This window comes from Sinomonas atrocyanea, from assembly GCF_001577305.1.
GTDB lineage: Bacteria > Actinomycetota > Actinomycetes > Actinomycetales > Micrococcaceae > Sinomonas > Sinomonas atrocyanea.
The window spans coordinates 4085147-4109199 of record NZ_CP014518.1 but is presented as its reverse complement, the minus strand read 5'-3'; the positions used below and the strand labels follow the sequence as shown (position 1 = coordinate 4109199).

Genomic DNA, 24053 nt, shown 5'->3' with positions numbered 1-24053 from the left:
TGTACCGCCAGGGGAGGACGATGTCCACGCTCATCCACGGAGGAACCCTTGTCACCGGAGAGGGCACCGCGCCCGTCGAGTGCGGAGCACTCATCATGGCTGGCGGGCGGATCGAGGCCGTCCTCGACCACTGGGCTCCGGGCCAGCACTACGACGGCGACATCATCGACGCCTCCGGCTGCGTGATCATGCCGGGCCTGGTCAACAGCCATTGCCACGGAGTGACGCCCGGTCCGCTCTTCCCCAGCGCCGCGCGCGCGCTCTCCGAGGAAGCCTGGCTCGGCAACCTCGACCGGCACCTCCTCGCAGGGACCACCACCGTGCTCAGCCTCTGTGGCCTTGCGACCATGGAGCAGGTCCGAGAAGCCGACAAGCGGCATGCCGTGAACGTGCGCGGGGCAACGACGCACCTTCCTTCGGCGATCTCCGCGGCCCAGATCGCTGACGGCGCCGGCCTCAGCGGACGCGAAGAGGGCATCGGCGTCGAACAGATGCTCTCCGAGGGAGCGGTCGCCATCGGGGAGCTCGGCGGAGGCCAGACGCTCGGTGGGGGAGGGCAGGACCTCGTGTACCTGCCCGCGGCGATCGGGCGGCGCACGGGCGTACGCGTGAGCCAGGACGAGGCACGACGGCTCAAGGAGGCCGTGCTCGGACGGTTCGTCGATGCGACACACTACGATTTCGAGGAATTCGCGCAGGCAGCCCGCGAGGCGCGCCTGGCGGACGTCATCGACCTGCACGACCTCGCAGAGCTCATCAGGAGCACCGTCACACCCTCGGTGACGCCCGCCATCGAGGGCATCAGGCAGGGCGTCCACGCCGCGGCACGACTGGGGGTGCCGGCGATCGTCCACAGCGCATCGGCGACTGCAGCTGTCCTTCGCGAACTCATGGTGGACCCGAGGGCGCGGGGGGCCAAGGTCGTCGCTGCCCACGTCAACCACACCTCGCACACCCCGACCGAGGCCCGAGAGCTCGCGGCGCTGGGGCGGGAGCACGGATGGGCGGGCGAAGCCTCCGCGTTCGACCTGCTTGACCGCCGCCACACCGTGAAGACCCGTGAACACTGGGACCTGCTGCTCGCCGAAGCCGGCCTTGTACAGATCATCGGGACGGACTACGGCCACCATGGGCAGCACGACAGACTCATCGCCGCGGTCCAGGACATCGCCGAGCGCGGCCACCGCAGTCTGCAGGACGCGGTCGCGATGGCGACGTCGTCGGTCGCCGATCTCATCCCCGGAATCGCTCCCGAACGCGGGACTCTCAGGCGCGGTCTCGTCGCCGACGTCGTGGTCGCCGACGCCCGAGACTTCCGCAGGGTCAGGGACGTCTTCGTGGGTGGCGAACGAGTGGTAGCCGAGGGCCAGCTCGCGGCAGGAGCACGACGATGAGCGCCCCCCAGGAACCCACGCCCGCCAATCTCCTGACCGAAGCGCAGCGGAGCGCTCTCAGCGAGCTGGTCGGGGCGGACATCGCGCGCACGGACGAAGCAGCAGTGGCGCGCGCCTACACAGACTTCCGTGCGGCGATCGAGGAGCTCCGACAGAGCCCTATGTTCGGCCGCCTCCGCGGGGCACCCGATCCCGCGGGCACGGCCGTGGCCCCCAGCCTCACCGGCGCACCATGGACGCTCAGGATCGCAGACGCGTCGGAACTCATGCGGCAGGGCGAGCTCTCCGCCGTCGAGCTCCTCGAATCGGTACTCGGCAGGATTGAGGAGACGGAAAGCTTTGCGCGGGCGTGGGCGTATGTCGACGCCGACGGCGCCAGACGCGCGGCCCGCGCCGCCGACCGGGCCCGTCGCGCAGGGGACGCCGGCCCCCTGACAGGCATCCCTCTCGGCGTCAAAGACGTCATCGACGTCCAAGGCCTGCCAACGGAGGCCGGCTCGAGGGCCCTGTCCGGCCACGTGGCGAGCAGGGACGCAGGTGCAGTCGCCCGGCTGCGGGCCAACGGGGCCGTGCTCCTCGGAAAGCTCACAACGCATGAGTTCGCGTTTGGCCAAGGCGCCCCGCCCACCCGGAACCCCCGGGACCCGCAGCGCTATCCCGGAGGATCCAGCGTCGGCTCCGGAGTCGCGGTCGCCGTCGGCAGTGTCCCCGGAGCGCTCGGTACCGACACCGGCGGATCTGTGCGCAATCCCGCCGCCGTCAACGGGCTCGTGGGCCTGAAGCCAACCCGAGGAGTAGTGGCCGGAACCGGAGTGCTCCATGTGAGCCGCACCCTTGACCACATCGGCCCCCTGGCCCGCACTGTCACGGACTGTGCCCTGCTCCTCGACGGACTCGCCGAGGAGCACGGACTCGCACGCCTCGGGGGGCCAGTGGCCCCCCGTCTAGGAGCGTCGGCTCCTCCCGGCCGCGTGGCCGTGGACAGGAGGATGTGGTCCTCCTATGGTGTCACGGACGATGTGGCAGGACTGATCGAGGACGCGATCGTGGACCTCGAGGTCCTAGGCATCGATGTTGTGGAACTGGATCTCTCCGAAATGGACATGGCACTCCCTGCGAGCCTTGCCGTTTCGCTCTCCGAGTCGGCGGAACACCACCGATCGCTCCTCGCCCGCCGGGCGGAGGACTACCTGCCGGAAACCCGAATCATGATCGAGACCGGCGCCCTGATAAGCCAAAGTGACGTTGAACTCGGCCACAGGATCGGCGCTTATCTCCGACAGGTCCTCTCCGACGCGTTTGCCCGCACAGGCGTTGCTGCCCTAATCGCCCCCACACTCCCCGCCATTGCGCCCCACAGCAATCGCATGGCGCGTCAGCTCACGGGTCCCACCGGCGAAGACTCGCTCGCCGGGGCCCTGCGCATGCTTTCTCCGGCCAACCTCACCGGATTCCCAGCGCTCAGTGTCCCGTGCGGAACACTGCACGGCCAGCCCGTAGGCCTGCACCTCATGGGACTGCCCTTCTCCGACGCACTTCTCTTGCGCATCGCCCAGGTCTACGAGCAGGAATCCGCTTGGGACTCCCAACTGCCGATCCGGGACCTGCCAGCCATCCCGGCTCTTCGCGGTTCGTCGGGAAACGGGTTCGTGGCGTAGAGCGTGAAGGGGCTCGTGGCCCTGCTGGAATGGGTGTTGTCTAAGCATCCGACCGTCAGGAACCACGAGCCTTGATCGAGCCTACGTCGGGGCAGCCCTGTGCTGCCACCGTGATCTTCAACCTGCCCGAATACCGCGTCCTCTCCGCTGCCGTCACCGCCCTCGGGCTCCGCCGGGTGGTGGTCGAGTCCGCCGGTGTGGTGTCGGGGTGCCCGTCCTGCGGCGTCCTCTCGGAACGTGTCAAGGACACCCGCTTCCAGCGCCTGCGGGATGTCCCAGTAGGTGGTCCCGCAGTGGTGCTGTGGCGAAAGCGCAGGTTCTTCTGCGACGAGCCTGCCTGCCCCCGTGGGTCGTTCACCGAGGCCACCGGCCAAGTGCCCCGCCGCGCGCGTTCGACCGCGCGGCTGCTGGGCGCGCTCGTCGATGCAGTGGTCGCCTCGGGCCGGGCGGCCGTCGAGGCGGCGGCGGCGCACGGGGTGTCCTGGTGGCTGGTCCAGAAGGCCCTCGACGCCGCCGTGGCGACCCTGCCGGACGTGGACGCGCTCGCGCCGAAGCGGCTCGGGATCGACGAGCACCGCTACCGCTCCGTGCGGTTCTTCCGCGCCGACGAGTCCTCTCCGTGGGTGCGGGTCGAGCCGTGGATGACAACGATCGTGGATCTGGACACCGGTCAGGTCCTGGGCATCGTGGACGGCAGGGACAGCGAGGGCGTGGGCGAGTGGCTCTTCGCCCGGCCGCTGGCGTGGCGGCTCGGGGTCGAGGTCGTCGCGATCGACCCGTCTGCGGCGTTCCGCAAGGCCCTGCGCATGTGGTTGCCCCGCACCGCTGTCTCGGTCGACGCCTTCCACCTGGTCTCCCTAGCCAATCAGGCGGTGACCGAGGCCAGGCAGCGGCTCTCCCAGGAGGTCCGGGGCCGCCGCGGACGCGCGCTCGACCCGGGATGGGCGAACCGGCGCCTGCTCCTGCGCGGGGCCGAGACGCTCTCCGACCGGGCAGTGGCACGGCTGCGGACGGTCTTCGACACGGACGACCCGACCGGGCAGCTCAAGGCGGCGTGGGAGGCCAAGGAACAGCTCCGGGCCCTGCTCTCCTCCGGCTCGCTCGAGGAGGCCGGGGACCACCTGCGGATCCTCGAGGGCCTCGTCGGGGCGACCCCCACTCCGGAGACGAAGCGGCTCCTGCGCACCGTGACGCGGTGGTGGGCCGAGATCGAGGTCCTGATCGTCACCGGCGCCACGACCGCCAAGGTCGAGGCGAACAACACCGCTATCAAGAACATCAAACGCACCGGCCGCGGCTTCCGCAACCCGGAGAACTACCGTTCCCGTATCCTGCTCAGGAGCGCCGCTCAGACAGCGGCGTGACACTCATCCAGCAGGACCATTCCCGCGGAACCGCGAAGAGCCGCCATCCCCAGGAACGACCCGTAACGCTCGAGCTAGGGCAGATGCGAGTCATCCGTGCGTGATGCCGGCCGGCTGACGATCTCCGCGTCACGGAAGAGGGCGTCGAGGTAGCGATAGCACTCTGTCCTGATGTGAGTGCGGATGACCGTCGGCAGATCGAAGATCTCGTGCGTGGGTCCAACCGGCATTATCGGCCAGCAGCTACCGGCCGACGAGGAACTCCTGCAGGCGTCGAATCCGCGGCTCTGCCAGGTGATCCGCTCCGCAAGAGACGAGCACGCGCGCTATCTTTGGAGGCTGTCGCGGCGATTTGTGAAACGGTTACTGGCACCCCTGCGTATCACGATAAGGCGTATTCCTCGGGGACGGCTGCCCCGCCGGAGCCGCTTCCTGTCGCGTAAAGGCCGTAAGATCGCCGCGTGAACGCTTTTGACCGTGAGGCGGATCTCGGGCAGGACTTGGGCTTCCGCCTACTGATGAACACAGCGGTCTCGCTGTTCCACCGTCGGCAGGTGCTCGATGAGACGTGCGCTTGGCTGGCCGAACAGGGCTACCAAGTCACCGTTCTGGATGCATCATTGTGGCCCCACGAAGCGGACATGCACCGGGCGATCTCTGAGGCGCTTGGGTTCCCGAGATACTACGGGCGCAACCTCGACGCTCTGAACGATTGCCTCCGTGATGTCATCGTGCACGAGTATGGCTGGGACGCGAGCGCCACAGGTCTCGCTCTTGTTCTCATGGGATTCGACGCTTTCGCGTCGGCCTGTCCACGACCAGCACAGGTACTTCTCGATGTCGTCGCCAGCAGGTCCAGAGAAGCCGCCCTGTATGGCGGCAGGATGATGTGCCTTGTCCAAAGCGACAATCCTCGGATCAGCTTCGATCCGGTTGGGGCCATGCCCGTGCTTTGGAATGACGCCGAGTGGCTCGATTCGGCCCGGCTCGCTCCATAAGTCGACGAATCTTCCGACGACGCCGGGATCCTATATCTCGAAGTGTTCAGCCTCAACCTCTTCTCGCGTTAGCGAGACCCAATATGCAGCCCCACTGCTATCTCTGCGCAGGTTGACGCCCCAAATATCTTCCCCGCCAATCCTCCTGCATATGTCAATGATGCTCTCAACTGGCACGAAGTACAGCCGCTCGCGGCATTCCTTCTCGGAGGCGGCGAACACGCCGTCAAACAGGTTTTTGTGCTCATCTGCACTGATCGCCCAGACAAAGCTGTGAATTAGCTGATTGCAGTACTTCCGCAGGGCCAGCTGCACCTTCTGCGGAGATTCAAGGTCGTAAAGGTCCCAAATTTCGTGCCGGTTCCACGCGTCCGGCCTCACACCTCTCGCGGGGTGACTAAGGACAGGAACGGTGGCGGAATAAGTCGCTCTAGAGACCTTGCCTGCCTCCAGGAGCCGCCTGATCGCATAGGCGCTCGTCATAACGTCCCGCTCTACGATGAAGCTGCTCCGCTCAGTCCAGCGTCGCTGCAGGGACTTCCGCTCAAGCCGTTCTGCAACCCGCAGCAGCTCATCCCTCCAAGGAATTGAGTCGGAGATCATCTCAGCTCTCCGGGGGTAATGGGAACAATGCGTACGACCCAACCGCAAAACTAACGTTATGCCGTGAATTTTGAAGGTGATCGCGAAACTCGGCACGCGTAGAAAGCCAAGAACCGAGCATCACCCGGAAGGCACTTGAATCGGCCTGCTGCCACTTGTCATGGTCAGAGTGGAGTAGTCTACCGTTGAGATACCGATCCAGCATGACCCTGTCCGACACTGCGTCAGCCCCGTTGATGCCGTACTGGACTCCGTGTTCTGTAATCTTCTTGAGTGCTGCGCTCAGCTCATACATATAGACGCGAAGCTGCCTTGCCAAGTCGGCGGGAATACTGTCCTTGTAGTCCTCGAGCAATGCCTCGAAAACGCGAGGGAGATAAACACTCTCACCTTTGGTGATGAACTTCCTCATAAGAACATGAGCAAGCAAACCCTCACGGAGTGATGCAAGGGCATCCTCATTTTCTGCCGTGAAATACAGTGGAGACTCGGTGCGGGGCGGCACCAGACGCAGATACTCGGCAGAGAGGTCCAAGAACTGTCGGATTCGAACCTCAGCGTTCGGAGGCTGGTTTACCGCGAAGGTCTCTGCACTCATGACCTCGATCCTATTGGGTCGCACGATCGCGAATCCGGACGTCTGCCTAACCTTCGTCCGCGTAGCGGACGCGGAGGCCGGAAGAGAATCCGACCGATGCTATGCCCCGCTTCGGTCCGAAGACGTGTCGTTATCCCTCTCGAGGCTCAGCTTCTTACGGATGAGGCCTCAGACCGGCGTAACGCGCCCATGGCTCTGCCGCGGCGCTGGCATGGAGGAAGGCGACTTGATAGCTATAGCCGAGGGCGTCGGCGACCAGTGGTGGGGGCATTTGGGTGACGAGTTCGTCTAGGGCCCGGTTGCGGCCGCTTGCGAGCTCGATGCCGAGGGAGCGGAGCCTGTCCATGATGCCGTTCGGGTGCAGGTGTTGGCCGGCAATGGTGCCGGGGAAGAGCCATGGGCTCTCGGCGACGCCGGTGCGGAGGTTGGGCCGGGCTTCCAGGTGGTCCCGGAGCAGCTCGGCGAACCCACCCGGGACGGGGATGGGGCGCTCGGCGAAGGTGATGGCGGCCTGGCCTGTGGCGGGGTCGATGGTGATTGCTTCGGTGCGCAGCGCTGCGACGCGGACGAGGGGCTGGGCGTAGAGCAGGAGCAGGATGCCCGCCACCCGGTAGGGGCGGGATTCGCTGTTGCCGGTGAGGAGCTCCCTGAGCCAGGCGAGGCGTTGGTCCTGGGCGAGCGTGGGGCGGGTCCGGGCGGTGTAGCTGCCGACGTCGACGGCCGTGTTGAGCCTGGTTCTGCGGGCGAAGCCGAAGAAGGTCTTGATTTGCTTGCGGGTGGTGGGTCCGCTGGCCCTCCACTCGTCCACGTCCTGCTGGGTGCAGGCCGCCGCGGTGCGGTGATGCGTGTCCCAGAGCCATTGGAGGAACTTGGCGGTCTCGGTGACCTCCTGCTTGGCGGAGTGGACCGGACCCCGGGCCGTGGCGTCCGGGGTGGCGGTGGAGCGGATGCGCCTGAGGTGGTGCCACTTGGCGAACTGCTCGACGGGCTTGGCGACCTCAGGCGCCAGGGGGCGGAGCTTGTCCTCGATCCAGGCCTCGAAGCGGGCCAGGTATGGGTCGCGGTAGGGGAGCAGGCCGTGGTGGACGAGGAGGGCCCGGAGGTGGTCCACAGTGCGCCCGTCGGTCCCGATGCGGGCGTCGAGGCCTTCGTGGGTCAGGGGCGTGGTCCCCGCCGCGAGCGAGGCCAGGAGGGCCTGGACCTTGGGCGAGCGCTTCCAGGTGATGATGCTCTCCGGCCGGTCGGCCCGGCAGAGGACGTCGACGAGCCGGGCCATCGCGGCCGGGTCGGCGGGATCGGTGAGGAGCATGGCGGTGAGGTCGTCGCGGAGGGCGCAGCGGGCGCAGGTTCCTCGCCGGTAGGACTCGCCCTCGGTCCCGCACCGGGTGCAGTGGAAGTCGTGGGGGATGCCCGCGCATTCACCGCACCGGGGCCCGCCGTCAGGGGTGGGCGGGCCGGGGAGGAGGCGGTCCTGGCCGCAGCCGGGGCAGATGCCGCGGGTCCGGGTCGCGACCGTGAAGCAGGGTCCGCAGACCTTCCCCTCCGGCCACCACACCCTGGGCCTGCCGGCGCCGCGGCCGCAGCGGACGCAGACAGCGGTGCCCGTGGTGCGCGGACGGCCGCGGGTGGTGCTGCGTGGGCTCAGGCCGACGGGTTCACTCACTGTCGTCGATGATCCGGGCCCGCCGGGGGCGCGCGGTGCGGTTGAGGTCGACGACGTTCGGGGACGGTGCGGTCCCGGTCCTGCGGGCCCTCACGTCGGCCGCGGTGACGGTGATGAGGTCCTCGGGGCCGCAGGAGAAGATGTCGCAGATCGCGGAGATGAGCTGCAGGGCGACGCGTTCGGGCTTCTGGTTCACGAGCCGGTAGACCTGTGGGCGGGACAGGACGATCCCGCGCTCGGCGAGCAGCGGGATGAGGTCGGTGGTGTTGTGCAGGCCCCGGGCGGCCATCAGTTCCGCGAGCCGCCACCGGTACTCGACCTGCCGCTTCACCGGGCGCCTCCCGAGTCCCCGAGGACTTCCTCGAGGGTCCGGTCGAGCCCGGCGCGCAGGGTCCTGGCGCGGAAGTCGTCGCTGACGAACTGGTAGATGCCGGTGGTGGAGGCGTGCTCATGGCCCATCTGATACTGCACGAACCTAGGATCCCATCCGTCCTCCAGCAGGTGGGTCGCATACGAGCGCCGCAGCGAGTGCAGGTCCAGGCCCTCGGCGGGGATGCCGAGCTCGTCGATGTAGCGGCGCAGCCGCCGCAGCAGGGTGGACTCGCTGATCAGGCCGCCGCGTTCGCTGGGGAACAGGTCCGGTGTGTCGAGGGTGCCGCGGCCATTGGCGAGCCAGTCCTCGAAGATCCCCGGGGTCCAGTCGAAGACTGTCAGGACGCTGCGTGGCTTGGGCGGGGAGGCCCTGCGCGACTTGCCGTAGCGGACCTTGCAGACCCCGAACCTGCCGAACCGTCGGGCGTGCGGGTTGGTGGCGAAGTCGACCGTCTGGAGGTGCCGGAGCTCGTTGAACCGCAGGCCGTAGGAGTAGGCGGCCTTGAGCATCACCGCGTCCCTGTAGGCCGCCCGCCAGCCCTTCCTGCCTGAGGCGGCGGCGCGTTCGACCTCGTCGTCGGCGTGGTCGAAGAGCCTCTGCAGCTCGCGCCGGGTGAACGGGCGCTTGGCAGGGCGGCCATCGAACTCCTGCACGTGGGCGGCGGTGTTCCAGTCGAAGAACACCTGGGCCGGGTGTGTGCCGAAGAGCTCCTCGCAGCGCCGGTCCCACCCGTAGTCGGGATTGGCGACGTAGGAGGCGAAGGCCCGCAGGGCGGACTGCTGGGCCCGGACCGAGGAATGCGCCAGACGCCTGATCGAGCGCAGGTCGCCGAAGTACTCCTCGACGTGGGCCGGCGTCCAGTTCCACGGGAACTCGTTCATGTGGTCCACGAAGCGGCGCACGTAGCGGATCCGCTGGGCGATCGTGTCGAACTGCAGGTTGCGCGAGAGCTGCTGGTTGCGCCACCCGTCCAGCATGTCCTCGAAGGTGTGCTGCTCGGGATGCAGCAGCGGCACCGACCCCGCCACGGCCAGCACCCGGCCCGAACGGTCCACATCCAACTCGCACCCCTGACGCCGCTCAACAAACGAATCAATGATTCATCAGATGCAACATCTTGGCAAATCCCCACGTCAGAGGCCAGTTCCGGGTCTGAGCACCGGTGCTGTGCGCCCTCCTGCGGGCTCTGCGCCGAACCCGGGATCGGAGGTTGGAATCACGCTCGGATCCGCGCAGCTCCGGGTGTAGAGGGCAGTCCCGCGCCAACGTTGGACGAAGGGGCCGTGTGATTCATCTGATGAGATACGCAGGGTTCTACTTGACATAAGATCGGTTATCGGCGCGCGAGTAGGACGAGTATAAACAGGTGCAGGAGCTCCCGCCGCGCCGCGCTTCTTTCGCCTGACCGATGCCCTCCTCAATCGCCGGATCGGGGGTCATGTCGAGGCGCTCACCGCCGAGGGCGAGGAAGGCGGCCGCCTGCGCACCATGGGCGAGCTGCGTTGCGACGGCGCCTCCAACAGGAAGGCGCTGCGCGAGCTTAGAGCGCAGCTCGACGCGGCCGCCGCGCCCTGCGCGCCGCCGAATCGCTCTTTGGCGAGCTGGAGGGGCGGTCCGCAGGAGCCCCGTGCGTCGGCATTGTTCTCCTTCCCCTGGGCCCCCGAGCTCCGGGCGAGGGCGAGGCGCAATCTGACGGCGTTCCTGACCTGTGGCTCCGGTCGGAATCGCATGAGGCGTTGGGTCACAGCGAACGTCTATCGGTGTTGACTTTGGGTCCCCACCCCGCCCCTGGCGCCAATAATGCCCGCCCTGTTGACAACTGTTCTTTGTCACAGAACACTTGTCTTGAAAGTGCTCGCCTCATGGAGGGATATCGCATGGAAGCCCAGGACGCGTCGATCGCGATTCTGACAGCGGACTACTTCGAAGAATCGGAGGTTCTCTTCCCATACCACCGGCTGATCGGCAAGGGTGCCAGGGTTGTCGTCGCGACCCCCTCGGGAGACCCTGTCAAGGGTAAGGGCGGCTATGGCCCATTCCCGGCCAACCTGGACCTCCAGGACCTCGACAACGAGGAATACGATGCCGTCGTCGTCCCGGGTGGGTTCGCGCCAGATCTGGTCCGCCGGAGCCCGGCAGCTCTGGAGTTCCTGCGTGGAATGAACGAAGAAGGCAAGCCGATTGCCATGATCTGCCACGGTGCCTGGGTGGCGATCTCCGCCGGAATCCTCTCGGGCCGCACCCTCACCAGCGTCCCGGTCCTGCGCCCGGAAGTCGAGGGCAGCGGCGCCCGCTGGATCGACGAGGCCGCAGTGGTCGACGGCAATCTGGTCACCTCGAGGGTTCCGGCCGATCTGGATGCCTGGATGGACGCGTTGCTTGCCGTCCTGACTGGAAGGGAGCAGGGAAAATGACTGAAGCTGCAACCACCGAGCACCCGGCGCACGTGACCGCTACCTTCGCCGTGCGCGTTGCGGACCGGCGCATCGTCGGGGAGGACATCGTCGCCCTCGATCTCGTAAGGGCGGACGGACTGCCCTTCCCCCGGTGGGAGCCCGGCGCCCACATCGACGTGTTCCTCGGCAAGGACGATAGGGGCGAGCAGATCTGCCGGCAGTATTCCCTCTGGGGCGACCCCGAGGATTCCTCCCTCTGGCGGCTCGGGATCCTCAAGGACCCGAGAAGCCGAGGAGGTTCGCTCAGGATCCACGAGACCATCGCCGAGGGCTGCGAACTGACCGTGCGAGGGCCCCGCAACCACTTCCCCATGGAACCGGCTGCTTCCTATGTCTTCTTTGCCGGGGGGATCGGCATCACCCCTATCCTGCCCATGGTCCGCAGGGCCGAACGGGAGGGGCTGCCATGGAAGCTGTACTATCTGGCCCGCAACCGCCAGCGGCTGGCCCTCTTGGAGGAGGTCGGGGCGCTCCCATCGGAGAAGGTGGTGCTTCACTGCGACGATGAGAGTGGTCTGATCGACTTGGCTGCCATCACCTCCGAGCTCCGGGCAGCCGACCATGTATACGCCTGCGGGCCGGGCCCTTTCTTGGATGCTCTCGAGAAGTTGGCCGCGTCGGCGGAGAGGTGGACCTTCCACTGTGAGCGCTTCGCGGCGCAGACTGCCGTCGGCCCGGCAGACAGGCCCTTCGAAGTGGTCTTGGCGAAATCCGGTCTCACCCTGCAGGTCCCTGTCGGGGTCTCCTGCCTGAAGGTGCTCCGCGATGCGGGCACTGCGGTGGACTGGTCCTGCAGCGAAGGGGTCTGCGGAACCTGTGAGACCGAGGTGCTGGAAGGGGAACCGGATCATCGCGACGCGGTGCTCACCCCCTCAGAGCGTGCCTCGAACGAGACCATGATGCCCTGCGTTTCGCGGGCGCGCTCGGCTCGGATTGTCCTGAATCTCTAGCAACAGGCAACTCATCCGCACAAGTCCTGCTCAGGGGTGGCCGCGAAGGCCTGATGGCCAAGCCATCAGGCCTTCCGTCATTCCGTCATTCCCCCTTGAGTGGGGCCAGGTGCATGCCCGGTCGTGCGGCGACCTGGACGGGGCCGAGCCGCTTCTTGATGCGCACATGGACGATCTTCTTCACCAGCGGCTGCGAGGTGTTGTTCGGGCGCGAGTGCGGCCAAGACGCACGGTCGCCCATGCCCTCATTGCCGAGCTCGAGATAGCGGTGGGCCCACTTCTGCGCGGTCGGCCACGAGACGCGGAAGTAGCCGGCGGCTGCGGAAAGCGTCCCTTCCTCGTCGACGACCTTCCGATTGAGGCGCAGTCGTCGGCACGGCGTCAAGCGGCGTTAGCGTGAGGCAAGACAACCTCTTGGCCAGAGCGAAGTGGCGGCAGCTCCACTCTGCCGGGAGGTTCTCCTCACGTCACGAGGTCCAGATCAAGCAACGTCCCCGGGTATTACCAGCTAGGTCCTGGACCCACGTTCCTCAGTTGAAGGTCGACGGGGCGCGGACGGCAGCTGCGCCGGGGACACGGATGGGCCCCCGCGGCCGAGATCCCCTGCTCCATCGCCTTGCCGGCCGCGAAGAGCACATCCTCCATCCCGGGCAGGCAGGCTAACTGAAGCCCCAAAGGCATGCCGGTCCCTAGGTCCTCCGAACCCGGGACGACTAGGACCGGCAGGCCGAGCGCCTGCCAAGGCCTGCTCATGATGGGCAAACCCGTCGAGGCCAGGCCGACCGGCGCTGGCCCCTGCGCGGCGGGGGCCAGCAGGAGCCGACCGCCGGCGAGCCGCTCGCGGATCCAATGACGCTGCTCCTCGATGTGGGACCTTGCCGCTGCGTAAGCGGCATCGCTTGTGCCGCGCCCGGCAGCGAAGAGGTCCGCCAGAGGGCCGCTTATCGAATCGGGCCGGACGGCCTCTGCGGCCCTAAGCCGCACAGCCTCGTACGCCATCACCGTCGTGTGCGCCTCGGCCAGAGACTCCGCACGCCCGTCCAGGTCCAGCCGCTCCACGCAGTGGCCGAGGGACTCCAGCACCGCCTCGGCGCGGGCGAGCGCGGAGAGCATTTCGGGCTCGACACGGAACTCTCTGCCGGGAGCCCAGCTGACGACCACGGCGGGGCCCGCGGGGCCCGCCTCAGGGGTTGAGACGTGATGCAGCGCTCTGGGGCTGCCCACCAGGGAGCGCCTCAGGAAGGCCAGGTCGCCCACCGAAGCGGCGAGGAAGCCCACCGAGTCCAGAGAGTGGCTCAGCCCGGTGATTCCCTGGTCGGGGAACTCGCCTCGGGCGGCCACGAACCCGGCAATCCCGCAGTAGGCGGCAGGCCGCGCGACCGAGGCCGCCGTCTGGGTCCCCAGCGCCAGCGGCACCACGCCCGCCGTCACCGCAGCGGCCGAGCCCGACGATGATCCACCCGGAGTGCGCGACGTATCCCGGGGGTTGGCTGTCGGGCCGGGGCTGAAGTAGGCGAACTCGGTCGTCACCGTCTTGCCCATGACCACGGCGCCCATCGAGCGCAGACGCCCGACGATGGCGGCGTCAGCCGCGGCGGGCGTGCTGCCGCGTAGGACTGAGCCGCAGCGGGTGGGAAGCCCGGCGACATCGATGATGTCCTTGACCCCCACCGGAACTCCGTGCAGGGGGCCGCGTTCATGCGGCGGAAGCCCATCCAGACGTTTTGCCTGAGCCAACGCCCTTTCGGCGTCGATCACCACCCACGCGTGGATGCTGTCCTCCGTCGACGCCGCCCGTTCAAGAGCAGAACGCACTGCATCCTCGGCCCGGACCCTACCAGCAGCCAAGGCGAAAGCCGCCTTCTTCAGCGACAGGGGCGCTGCAAGCTCCATGTCGGCACTCCCTTCGCTCGGATCGAGTCCCCAAACTTCAGCCTTGACAGTGTTCTCTGATACAGAACACTATGGGAAAGCGGCCGTGATGCCAACCGCTCAACATCTTCCGAAGCAACCAAGGAGAAACGATGCGCTCCCCCATCCCCCTCGAAGAATTCGACGCCAGCTGCGGCGACATTGACGACGTCGTCTCCCTGCCGCCTACGGCCTTCACATCTCAGGAGTTCTACGACTTCGAACTGGATGCCGTATTCGGGCACGAATGGCTATGCATCGGCCGAGCGACGGACATCCCCAAGAAGGGCGACTACTTCACCGTGGACGCCCTGGGCGAGCAGCTGCTGGTAGTCCGCCAGGCCGACGGCAGCGTGAGAGTGCAGTCGAACGTCTGCCGTCACCGGGCCATGCGGATCGCCACCGGGAGCGGGAACGCGCGGCGGTTCAAGTGCGACTACCACTCATGGGTATACGGCCTGGACGGCGAACTGCAGTCGGCACCCGACCTGAACGAGAACCCCTGCTTCGTGAAGGCATCGGTCAAACTTCCGCAGGTCCGCTCGGAGATCTGGGAGAACTTCGTCTTCATCACCTTCGACCCCGACATCGCGCCCGTGAGCTCTAGACTCTCGAACCTCTCGGCCTATCTCGCCAATTGGGGCCTGAGCGAACTGAAGTCCGCCTCCCCGCAGAGCTTCTTCCCGGTGAACTGCAACTGGAAGGTCTTCGGCGACGAGTGCTATCACTGCGCCCATCTCCATTCGAAGAGCTGGTGCCCCATGTACGACACGGCCTCCGAGCGGATCGACTACGACTGCCAATCCAATGAGCCCGAGAAGGGCATCATCGCCTATGACCTCGTCAGCTTGGAGAAGGACCTCTCGCCCACCAGGACAGGCAAGAACCTCCAGCCGGTGCTGCCCGGCCTGACCGAGGACCAGCGGCGCCGCCTGGTCTACGTCACTGTGGCCCCGAACCTGCTCCTCATCGCCATGCCGGACAAGGTCAAGTACTTCATGTGGCTGCCCACCAGCCCCACCACATCCGTCTTCGCCGCCACCTGGCTCTACCCAGACTCGACCCTACAGAAGCCCGGGTTCACGGAGGAATGGGAGATGGAAGTGGCCGACCTGAAGGAGGTCATGGTCGAAGACCTGTACGCCTGGGAGTCGGTGCAGACCGGAATGTCCTCACGCACCGCCCCCCGAGGCCGCTACGCCCCGAGCGAGATCGTGCTGGTCCGGCTCAACGAATGGCTGATCTCCAAGTACAGGGAAGCCGATTCGAAGGCCCGCGAGGAGGCCGGAATGGCCCTCACCTCGGTCCAGCCCTGAACCCCCGCGTCTCGCCGGGTGCCTGCAGGCGCCGGGGCGAACCCCCTCGCAGCAAGGAGAAATGAATGCCCCCGAAAAAGGTAGTCGTCACCGGCGGTTCGGGCCGCGTCGGACGATACGTGCTGGAGAACCTGGCCGAGATCTTCCAGGTGCGCAACGCCGACCTAGCCCCCGCCCTGACGGGCGCAGGCGGCCGGCCCCCCGCCGAGGCCGAATTCGTCAAGACCGACGTCCTCGACCTGGACGACGTCCGCGCCGCCCTGGCCGGCGCCGACGCGGTCGTGCACCTGGCGGCCATCGACTTCGACTGGAAGGCCCCGGCCGAGGACTACATCCGCGTCAACACCCTCGGCACCTGGAACGTGCTCCAGGCAGCAGAGGAGAACGGCCTGGATAGAGCCGTCCTCTGCTCGAGCGTCTCCGCCTGCGGCCTCTCGGAGATGCGACCCGACTGGGCACCCCAATACCTCCAGGTGGACGAGGAGCACGAGCTGCGCCCGGTTCAGGCCTACAGCCTGAGCAAGCAGATCATGGAGACAATGGGACAGGCCGTCGCACGCGGGTCGCACATGTCGGTGGTCGCGCTCCGTCCGCTGGCGGTCGTCCTTCCCGAGACCTTGGCCGAATTCACCGGGTTCGTCGACGATCCAGAACTCCGCTGGCTCTACTACTACATCGAGGCCTCGGACCTGGCACGCGCCTTCCGCGCCGCCCTCGAATCCGAGGTGGACGGCTTCGACGCGTTCTTCATCAGCGCCGATGACACCTGCCATCCCGAACCCACCCTCGCCTGGTACCCACGGGTCGCCGGAGAGGAAACCCCTCCCCACGACCCCGCCGTCTTCACGGCGAATCCCCGGGCCTCGGTCTTCTCGTCGGCCCGCGCGAAGGAACGCCTCGGCTGGTCGCCCACGAGCAACTTCCTCGAAATGCGCGCCGCCGCCGGACTCCCACTGCCCGACCCGACCCCCGCGAACTGAGGTGGACTAACCCATGACCAAGCCAAGCACAGCGATGGCCCAGCCGACCGTGCGGAACGGAGCAGTCGCCTGGACCGGCGACAATCCGTTCATCTACCTCAAGCGCGATCCGCAGGAGCCGTGGAACTCGCTCTCCCTGTACTTCCGCATCGCCTCCTCCCCCTACGGCTCCGGCAGGGCTGCGATCGTCGTGGAGAACCCCTACCAGGCCGAAGACCCCTCGGCATGCCGGCTGGTGCTCACCGACAACGCCGAGATGGCGCGCTTCCTCGTCCGGGAGTTCGTCTCCAGGTTCCTCCTCTTCCGCCCCTCGCCCGTGATGGACCAGCTGGAATACGTCGACGGCGCCCGCTTCGAGGAGACCCTCGATGGCGATGACTGGACCGAACAGGCGAGCGCGGGAGGACGAAGCATCGCCTTGACCTGGCGGGGGCTCGGCGAGCCGTTCGCCGTCGATGTCCCCGGACCCGAGTCCGGGACGGGGGCGCACGAGATGTTCGCCGTGTTCCGCATCGCCCAGGCAGGAGAGGTGACGGTGGACGGACGGAGGCTGCCGGGCTCGACGGTGGAGCGGGACTTCCTCAACGGCCGGGGCCAATCAGCCGGCTTCGCGATGTCCGAGACATGGGTGGAGGACCTGTGAACCCCAACGCGACGGCTGCAGACCGGATCGCCGGAACCGAGCCGGTCTGGACAGGCATGGCGCCCCTGGCCGAAGTCCTCGCGTCCTCGGCCGACGGGGAGAAGGTGCTGCTGCACGCCGGGCCGCCGTATGCCTCCCGGGACGAAGTGCCCCAGCCCGTGCTCAACTCGGCCCTCCAGGCGATCATCTTCGAAGGGTGGGCGGCGGACCTCGCCGAAGCAGCGGTGATCTTCGCCTCGGGGCAGGTGTCAATGGCCGCGGCCCAGGACCACGGCTGCCTCGTCCCCCTGGCAGGCATCATCTCCCCGTCGATGCAGCTCCACGTCATCGAGGACCCCAAGACGGGCAGGGTCCAGCACGCAGTGCTGAACGAGGGCATGCGGAACTGTCTCAGGGTCGGCATGCTCGAGCCCGGGCTGGTCGAGCACCAGCGGTGGCTGCACGGGCCGTTCGCCCGCTGGCTGAGCGACCGCCTCACCACAGGCGGAGCGATCGGGCTTCTGCAGCCCCTAGAACACGCGCTCCGCGCAGGCGACGATGGCCACAGCCGCACCATTGAAGGAAGCCGCCTCGTGTCCGCAATTCTGCTCGCAGGCGACTCCTGCGCGTTCAGGCCGGAGGCCGAGGCCTTCCTCGCGGACTCAACACCGTTCGCGCTCAATCTCTGGATGGCCGCAGCTGCGCTTTCCCTGGCAGCAGCCGAAGGCATCGAAGGTTCCGATGCTGTCGTTCGCGTCGGGGGCAACGGGGTCGAATTCGGCTTCCAGGTCGCCGCTGAACCCGGGCACTGGTTCACTGTTCCCAGTACCCCGCCTCGTGGCCCGCTGGTCGAGGCCTATCGGGGGCTCTCTGTCCTCGGGGCGATCGGAGACAGCGCCGTCGTGGACTTCTTCGGCCTCGGCGGAGCCGCCCTTCGACATGCGCCCCTGACTCTGGAAGCGCTGGCCGATTTCGCCACTGACGGGCTGCTGGAGCGCCCCGAGCGGGTGATGGAGCGGGAGCACCCGCGCCTCCCAACCCGGACCGGGGCATCGGCGTCCCGCATTGCGAGGGCCGGAGAAGCCCCCGCAGTCCTGCTCGGCATGATCGAAGGCCAAGGCCTCGAAGGACGCATCGGCGGAGGCATCTTCGAACCCCCGGTGGACGCCTTCCGGCGCGCATCGGCACGCCATCATCCCGCCTAGAAGGGGAAGGGGTCCAACAGGGCCGGTCCGGAAGCGCAAGCCGCTGCCGGACCGGCCCTGAGTCGTCGGAAGGCGTTATGGTGGAGAGAACAGCGTGTCGTGTGGGGAGGAACAATGTCGCAGCCGGAACCGGCCCAGGGCGAGGTTCAGGACCAACTGGACCCCCGGGCCCGATCGACGGCTCACGGCGACATCGGCGGCCGCATCAGAGCGGCACGTCTCGAGATTGGCCTGCCCCTCCGCGAGCTCGCCCGACGTCTCGGCATCTCGGCCGGGCACATCTCCCAAGTCGAGCGGGGCCTGGTCAAGCCTTCGATCTCGCTCATCTATTCAATAGCAGACATACTCGGCCTCGGGGTGGGAGACCTCTTCAGCCCCGAGAGCGTCTCGGCCAGCGGCTCTGCAGAGGGAGTTGCACGGACCCCTGGCGAAGAACGTTTCGTTACCCGTGTCCAAGAACGGCGTTCCATCAGCCTGGACACGGGAGTCCGCTGGGAGCTGCTGACTCCTACCACCCACGAGCCCGTCGGCTTCCGCGAGATCGTCTACCCGGTCGGAAGCGGCTCGGCCCAGCCGGACGGCTTCCTGCGCCACAGCGGACGCGAGTACGGACTCATCCTGTCCGGGCGCCTGCGTGTCCAGCTTGAGTTCGACGAGTACGAACTCGGCCCAGGGGACAGCATCGCCTTCGAATCGGCAGTCCCCCACCGTTTCTGGAACGATGGGCCCGAAACCGTCAGGGCAGTGTGGTGCACACTGGCACCGAACGACGACAGCGCGATTCGGCCAGCGCACTCGCCCCGCCAGTGAGGGCTGCATCGTCTCCATCTTCCTCCACCCGGCGCCGACGCTCCCGTCGGAACCACAGTGCCCCCGGACGGACTGTGGCCCATCAGCGCGGCCGAATCGCCCACCCTGTGCCCACAGCATGAGCCGGGCTTCCCGGGGTGGCAGATGCCATGCTGCTCCCTGCTGTCCCCGCACTCCGCGCGAGGCGGCTTCTGGCCCTGGCCGCAACCCACGATGAAGGGAAAATGTCCGGCTTCAGGCCTGACAACCGGCTGCGCGCCTTTCGAATCTGATGGTGACGGCCTTGTAGCCGGGGGTGCTGGACTCGCGGGCGACGAGGTCCTTATGGACCAGGACGTTGGCTTCGGGGTAGTAGGCGGCCGCGCAGCCCCTGGCGGTCGGGTACCCGACGAGGCGGAAGGCCTCGGCGCGGCGCTCGTCGCCGTTGAACACCGAGACGACGTCGACGAGCTCGCGGTCGGCGAAGCCCAGCTCGGCCAGGTCATCGGGGTTCACCAGTACCACCCTGCGGGCGTTGGAGATGCCGCGGTAGCGGTCATCGAGGCCGTAGATCGTGGTGTTGTACTGGTCGTGGCTCCTGAGGGTCTGCAGGATCAGGTGCCCGGGCGGGGCCGTGAGATACTCCAGCGGGGACACGGTGAACCTCGCCCTGCCGATGTCTGTGGCGAAGGTGCGGGTGTCCCGTGGCGGGGAGGGCAGGACGAAGCCGTCCTTGCCCCGCACGCGGGCGTTGAAGTCCTCGAAGCCGGGGATGACGCGGGAGATGTGGTCGCGGATCACGTCGTAGTCCTCCGCCATGGCGCGCCAGTCGACCGGGTGGTCCTCGCCGAGGGCCGCCTGGGCCATGCGGGCGACGATGACCGGCTCGGCGAGGAGGTGCTCGGAGACCGGGCGCAGCCGGCCCTGGCTGCGGTGGACGACGGACATGGAGTCCTCGACGGTGACGAACTGGCGCCCCCGCGGGTGCCTGTCGTCGAGGTCGGTCCGGCCCAAGGTGGGCAGGACGAGGGAGGTGCGCCCGTGGGCGACGTGCGAGAGGTTCGGCTTGGTCGAGACGTGCACCGTCAGACCCGTGCGCTTCAGGCCTGCCCTCGTGCTCTCGGTGTCCGAGGCTGCGGAGAGGAAGTTGCCGCCCATGGAGACGAACACGTCCACGTCACCGTCCTCGAGCGCGTGCTGGGTCTCGACCGACTCGTAGCCGTGGTCGCGGGGGAACAGGATCCCGAACTCGGCCTCGAGCGCGGCGATGAACTTCTCGGTGGGCTTCTCCCAGATCCCCATCGTCCGGTCGCCCTGGACGTTCGAGTGCCCGCGCACCGGGCACGCCCCCGCCCCTGGCTTGCCGAAGTTCCCCTGGAGCAGGAGCAGGTTCACGATCTCCTTGAGCGTGTTCACCGAGTGCGGCTGCTGCGTCAGCCCCAGCGCCCAGCAGATGATCGTCGCCTTCGAGGCGATCATCATGTCCGCGACCGTCTCGATCTGGGCCCGCCACAGCCCGGTTGCCCGCTCCGTCGCCTCCCAGTCGAGGGTGCGCCGGGCGGCCGCATACTCCGCGAAGCCGAGGGTCTGTGCCTCGACGAAGGAACGGTCGACGACGGAGCCCGGGTCGCGCTCCTCGGCCGCGAGGAGCAGGTGGCCGAGGGCCTGGAACAGGGCCAGATCCCCGCCGACCTTGATCTTGAGGAACTCGTCCGCGATCGAGACCCCGTCCCCGATCACCCCGCGCGGGGTCTGGGGGTCCTTGAAGTTCAGCAGCCCGGCCTCGGGCAGCGGGTTCACCGCCACGACCTTCCCACCGTTCCCCTTGCACTCGGCCAGCGCCGAGAGCATGCGAGGGTGGTTCGTCCCCGGGTTCTGCCCCACCACCAGCACCAGCTCGGAGTGGTGGATGTCCTCCAGGGACACCGTGCCCTTGCCCACCCCGATGGTGGGGCCGAGGGCAAATCCGGAGGACTCGTGGCACATGTTCGAGCAGTCCGGGAGGTTGTTCGTGCCCAGCGACCGAGCGAAGAGCTGGTACAGGAACGCCGTCTCGTTCGCAGTGCGCCCCGAGGTGTAGAAGACGCAGCGATCAGGAGTCGTGGCCCGGAGGTGCTCGGCGATGAGGTCGAAGGCCTCTCCCCACGAGATGGGCGAGTAGTGACTCTCCCCCGGCCGGATCACCATCGGCTCGGTGATCCGGCCGCGGGAGCCGAGCCAGAACTCGCTCCTGCCCTCGAGCTCGACGATCGGGTGTGCCGCCCACCACTCGGGGGTGACCGTGCGCACGGTGGACTCCTCGGCAATCGCCTTCGCGCCGTTCTCGCAGAATTCCGCCGGCTTCCTCCGCCCGGTGGTCGATTCGGGCCATGCGCACCCAGGGCAGTCGAAGCCGCTGCGCTGGTTGATCCGCAGCATCCCGCGCACCGTCCGGGCAGCGCCGGCCTGGGCCAGGCCCCGCTGCAGTGCCACCGCGACCGCCTTCACCCCCGCCGCGGCGGTCTTGGGCGCATGCACCTCGAGGGCATCTTCGTCGATGTCCTCAACCTGCGGCTTCCGAACCAGCATGCGCTTCCCTTCATCAGCATTGCCGTACCTGCGGCCAGCCCCCGAGCTCTCGACGCCCGGAACCATGACGTGCGGCGGCTTACTTCAAGCCCACCCCCGTCCCGGGAGTCCCATAGGCCTCGCAATGGCTTCCGTTTGATCTGTTATACCAAACAATGGGTGCACTAGGGCCGAGGCCTACTCAAGCGGTTCCCCTCCTCCGGAAGGCGTGCCACAGAGCCCGGTCACCTCGCCCGTTGGTGGCTTCCTTCGCAGTTCTTCCGGCGCAATGTCGGGAGAACCGGGGGGTGACGGGCTTGAAGCGAGGAGATCCGCTGGAAGAATTCCGGGGAGGCGAGGCGGGAGAATAACGACCCTTGACAGGTGTTCTTTGCTGCAGAACACTAGTAGCGCGGCGCACATGCATACGTGACCCACACAACATTTGAAGGTTCCCTGCCCGCATCATTCCCCCAGCTCCAGCAACCCAAAGGAGGGTTAATGAGCACAGCATCGTTCCTCGACAACGCACCTCTGACCCGGTTCCACAAGAAGCTGCTCCTGCAGAGCGCAGGCGGCCCGTTCTTGGACGGCTATCTTCTGAGCATCATCGGAATCGCTCTGGTCGGCATGACCCCTGAACTCCGGCTGAGCACCAGCGAGGAGAGCTTGGCAGGCGCTGCGGCTCTCATCGGGATCTTCATCGGCGGAATGGCCTTCGGCCGGGTAACCGACCGCATCGGCCGGCAGCTGATGTACACGGTCGACCTCATTGCCCTGGTCGTGGCGTCGGCACTGTGCGTCTTCGTCAATGCCCCATGGCAATTGATCCTCCTGCGGCTGATCATCGGCATTGCTATCGGCGCTGACTACCCCATCGCGACCGCGCTCCTGGCGGAATGGCTGCCGGCCAAGAAACGCGGCGCAATGCTAGGTTCGCTCGTCGTCTTCTGGTTCATCGGCGCCACCGTCGCCACCTTCGTCGGATTTGCGATGTCCGCCGTCTTCGGCGACGCATCCTGGCGGTTCATGCTCGGCAGTGCCATCGTGCCGGGAGCGGTCATCCTCCTCATGCGCATCGGAACCCCCGAATCCCCGCGATGGCTGATCTCCAAGGGCCGCGTGGCCGAGGCCCAGCAGGTCGTCCGATCGGTGTTCGGCGACGATGTGGACCTGACCGGCATGGCCCGCGAGGAAGCGCCCGCCGTGAAGCAGCTCGGCTTCAAGGCCCTGCTGCGGGGACAGTACCTGCGCAGGACGTTCTTCTGCGGATTCTTCTATCTCGCCGCTGTCACCCCCCTGTTCGCCATGTACACATTCGGCCCCCAGATCCTCGGCTCCTTCGGGCTCGGCGAGGGCAACATGTCCAATCTCGGCTACACCCTGATCAGCCTCCTGTTCCTGCTTGGATGCCTGCCCGCGCTCCGCTGGACCGAGACCATGGGCAGGCGACCCCTGCTGATCTGGTCGTTCGTCGCGATGCTGGCGCCCATGATCATCCTGGCGGTCGCCCCATCCGGACCCGCCCCCCTGGTGATTGGCGCCTTCGCCTTCTACGCCCTCGCATCAGGCGGCCCCAACATTCTGGAATGGTCCTACCCCAACGAGATCTTCCCCACCGAGATCCGGGCAACCGCGATGGGAGTCGTGACCGCAGTCAGCAGGATCGGCGCGGCAATAGGCACCTTCCTCCTCCCCCTTGGCCTCGACAGCATCGGCACCGGCCCGACGATGATGGTCGCCGCAGGCCTGACCGCGGCCGGGCTAATCGTCTCCATGGTCCTTGCGCCCGAGACCAAGAACCGAAGCCTCGCCGAAGCCAGCGCCGTCACCAGCTCTCGACAGACCCCCTCCGATGGCTCAGCGCGCACGGCAGCACCCGCTGTACTGGACCGCGAGCCCTGAGCCGCGACCTCAACGAGCGTCCTACTGGTTCCGCTCCCTGAAGCCGGGTCCGAGACGGGTGGAAACGGAAGGCACCGCCACCCGCCTCGGACCCACCATCTCGCACGGCCCTTCCCAGTGCCCATCGCATGCGGTCGGTCATGGCGCCGCTCTCCGTCGCGACCAACCATTCCGGGAAGCAGGTCAGAGACGGGCCCACGGGTGCGGAGACTTCGGCCTCAGCACCGTAATCCCCGCGACCGACCAATTCAAGAAAAGAAGAGACAATGGCACCCAAGACAACCGACTACGCCGTGACACTGGAGATAGACAGTCGAGAAGGCCTCGAAGCCGAGCTCGATCGGATCGTCGACCAGGCCATTCAACACGCACTCGCCAACCCCGGACACGGAATCCTCGTCACCCGCCGCGCACACGGCTCCTTCGCCATAGAACTCTCTGCCGATGTACCGCAAGGCACCATCGCCGAGCTCGACCTCACGGTCCCTTGATCAACGGAGTCGAGGGCGAAGGCTGTCATCAGGCCGAATCGTCCGGTGAGGAGGTGTGCGGCCAGGTCATTGCCCACCAGTGAGGCCGGGAACTTTCTTTCGTCCTATCGGAAGCAGCAGAAATGCCACAGCTTGTGGCGCGTTCGATCCCGGACGGGCAGCCTGTCGCACAAGGCAACGGAGGCTCTGCCGTCACCAGCAGATTGACGAAAGGTCCATTCTCGGCGCGC

The 24053-nt window shown here is 67.1% G+C and carries 21 protein-coding genes; 13 read left to right on the top strand and 8 right to left on the bottom strand.

From position 1 onward, the window contains the following. The first annotated feature begins 20 nt into the window (after positions 1–20). The 4 genes from SA2016_RS18845 to SA2016_RS18830 all read left to right on the top strand — a co-directional run bounded on the left by SA2016_RS18845 (position 21) and on the right by SA2016_RS18830 (position 5414). The gene (locus SA2016_RS18845) at positions 21–1394 is read left to right on the top strand and encodes an amidohydrolase family protein (protein ID WP_169803087.1); all 1374 of its coding nucleotides are present in this window, start codon (positions 21–23) and stop codon (positions 1392–1394) included. Then, positions 1391–3052 carry an amidase gene (locus SA2016_RS18840; RefSeq protein ID WP_066501185.1) on the top strand — a complete coding sequence of 554 codons (1662 nt, stop codon included), beginning with the start codon at positions 1391–1393 and terminating at the stop codon, positions 3050–3052. The genes SA2016_RS18845 and SA2016_RS18840 overlap by 4 nt, the downstream gene beginning before the upstream one ends. 71 nt (positions 3053–3123) lie before the next feature. Next, positions 3124–4416, top strand: coding sequence for an ISL3 family transposase (locus SA2016_RS18835; RefSeq protein WP_066501183.1), 1293 nt, complete (start codon positions 3124–3126; stop codon positions 4414–4416). 461 nt (positions 4417–4877) lie between these two features. Continuing rightward, positions 4878–5414 carry a barstar family protein gene (locus SA2016_RS18830; protein ID WP_066501180.1) on the top strand — a complete coding sequence of 179 codons (537 nt, stop codon included), beginning with the start codon at positions 4878–4880 and terminating at the stop codon, positions 5412–5414. 30 nt (positions 5415–5444) lie between these two features. On the opposite strand, the gene SA2016_RS18825 is transcribed toward SA2016_RS18830, so the two are convergent. The 5 genes from SA2016_RS18825 to SA2016_RS18810 form a co-directional block, all read right to left on the bottom strand. Then, positions 5445–6017 (bottom strand): hypothetical protein, encoded by a 573-nt coding sequence (locus SA2016_RS18825; RefSeq protein ID WP_066501178.1) that lies wholly within the window; start codon positions 6015–6017, stop codon positions 5445–5447. Position 6018: 1 nt separating this feature from the next. Further along, positions 6019–6615, bottom strand: coding sequence for a hypothetical protein (locus SA2016_RS21600; protein ID WP_141305671.1), 597 nt, complete (start codon positions 6613–6615; stop codon positions 6019–6021). Between the two features lie 154 nt (positions 6616–6769). Further along, positions 6770–8278 (bottom strand): site-specific integrase, encoded by a 1509-nt coding sequence (locus SA2016_RS18820; RefSeq protein ID WP_174835438.1) that lies wholly within the window; start codon positions 8276–8278, stop codon positions 6770–6772. Continuing rightward, positions 8271–8609, bottom strand: a complete 339-nt coding sequence (locus SA2016_RS18815) for a helix-turn-helix domain-containing protein (protein ID WP_066501170.1) — start codon at positions 8607–8609, stop codon at positions 8271–8273. The genes SA2016_RS18820 and SA2016_RS18815 overlap by 8 nt, the downstream gene beginning before the upstream one ends. Further along, positions 8606–9706, bottom strand: a complete 1101-nt coding sequence (locus tag SA2016_RS18810; protein ID WP_229710774.1) for a tyrosine-type recombinase/integrase — start codon at positions 9704–9706, stop codon at positions 8606–8608. The genes SA2016_RS18815 and SA2016_RS18810 overlap by 4 nt, the downstream gene beginning before the upstream one ends. Positions 9707–10528: 822 nt before the next feature. Between SA2016_RS18810 and SA2016_RS18805 the strand changes: the two genes are divergently transcribed. Then, positions 10529–11065 (top strand): type 1 glutamine amidotransferase domain-containing protein, encoded by a 537-nt coding sequence (locus SA2016_RS18805; RefSeq protein ID WP_066501164.1) that lies wholly within the window; start codon positions 10529–10531, stop codon positions 11063–11065. Beyond that, on the top strand, positions 11062–12057 hold the full coding sequence (locus SA2016_RS18800) for a PDR/VanB family oxidoreductase (RefSeq protein ID WP_066501162.1): 996 nt from the start codon (positions 11062–11064) through the stop codon (positions 12055–12057). The genes SA2016_RS18805 and SA2016_RS18800 overlap by 4 nt, the downstream gene beginning before the upstream one ends. A gap of 85 nt (positions 12058–12142) precedes the next feature. On the opposite strand, the gene SA2016_RS18795 is transcribed toward SA2016_RS18800, so the two are convergent. Together SA2016_RS18795 and SA2016_RS18790 are read right to left on the bottom strand one after the other, a co-directional pair. Beyond that, a complete protein-coding gene (locus SA2016_RS18795; RefSeq protein WP_066501160.1) occupies positions 12143–12442 on the bottom strand; it encodes a leucine zipper domain-containing protein in 300 nt (99 codons plus the stop codon). A gap of 116 nt (positions 12443–12558) precedes the next feature. Beyond that, positions 12559–13950 (bottom strand): amidase, encoded by a 1392-nt coding sequence (locus SA2016_RS18790; RefSeq protein ID WP_084249645.1) that lies wholly within the window; start codon positions 13948–13950, stop codon positions 12559–12561. 131 nt (positions 13951–14081) lie between these two features. Between SA2016_RS18790 and SA2016_RS18785 the strand changes: the two genes are divergently transcribed. From SA2016_RS18785 to SA2016_RS18765, 5 genes are all read left to right on the top strand, one after another. Further along, positions 14082–15284 carry an aromatic ring-hydroxylating oxygenase subunit alpha gene (locus tag SA2016_RS18785; RefSeq protein ID WP_066501158.1) on the top strand — a complete coding sequence of 401 codons (1203 nt, stop codon included), beginning with the start codon at positions 14082–14084 and terminating at the stop codon, positions 15282–15284. Between the two features lie 65 nt (positions 15285–15349). Then, a complete protein-coding gene (locus SA2016_RS18780) occupies positions 15350–16264 on the top strand; it encodes an NAD-dependent epimerase/dehydratase family protein (RefSeq protein WP_066501156.1) in 915 nt (304 codons plus the stop codon). A gap of 13 nt (positions 16265–16277) precedes the next feature. Continuing rightward, positions 16278–16907, top strand: coding sequence for a hypothetical protein (locus tag SA2016_RS18775; protein WP_218030621.1), 630 nt, complete (start codon positions 16278–16280; stop codon positions 16905–16907). Further along, entirely contained in the window at positions 16904–18091 is a 1188-nt protein-coding gene (locus SA2016_RS18770; protein WP_066501153.1) for an oxamate carbamoyltransferase subunit AllG family protein, read from the top strand. The genes SA2016_RS18775 and SA2016_RS18770 overlap by 4 nt, the downstream gene beginning before the upstream one ends. A 114-nt stretch (positions 18092–18205) precedes the next feature. Beyond that, on the top strand, positions 18206–18901 hold the full coding sequence (locus SA2016_RS18765; protein ID WP_066501151.1) for a helix-turn-helix domain-containing protein: 696 nt from the start codon (positions 18206–18208) through the stop codon (positions 18899–18901). Positions 18902–19135: 234 nt separating this feature from the next. On the opposite strand, the gene SA2016_RS18760 is transcribed toward SA2016_RS18765, so the two are convergent. Further along, a complete protein-coding gene (locus SA2016_RS18760; protein ID WP_066501149.1) occupies positions 19136–21448 on the bottom strand; it encodes an FdhF/YdeP family oxidoreductase in 2313 nt (770 codons plus the stop codon). Between the two features lie 480 nt (positions 21449–21928). On the opposite strand from SA2016_RS18760, the gene SA2016_RS18755 reads away from it, so the two are divergent. Beyond that, complete coding sequence (locus SA2016_RS18755) at positions 21929–23332, top strand: MFS transporter (protein ID WP_066501147.1); 1404 nt, start codon at positions 21929–21931, stop codon at positions 23330–23332. 266 nt (positions 23333–23598) lie between these two features. After that, the gene (locus tag SA2016_RS18750; RefSeq protein ID WP_066501144.1) at positions 23599–23823 is read left to right on the top strand and encodes a hypothetical protein; all 225 of its coding nucleotides are present in this window, start codon (positions 23599–23601) and stop codon (positions 23821–23823) included. Positions 23824–24053: the final 230 nt, after the last annotated feature.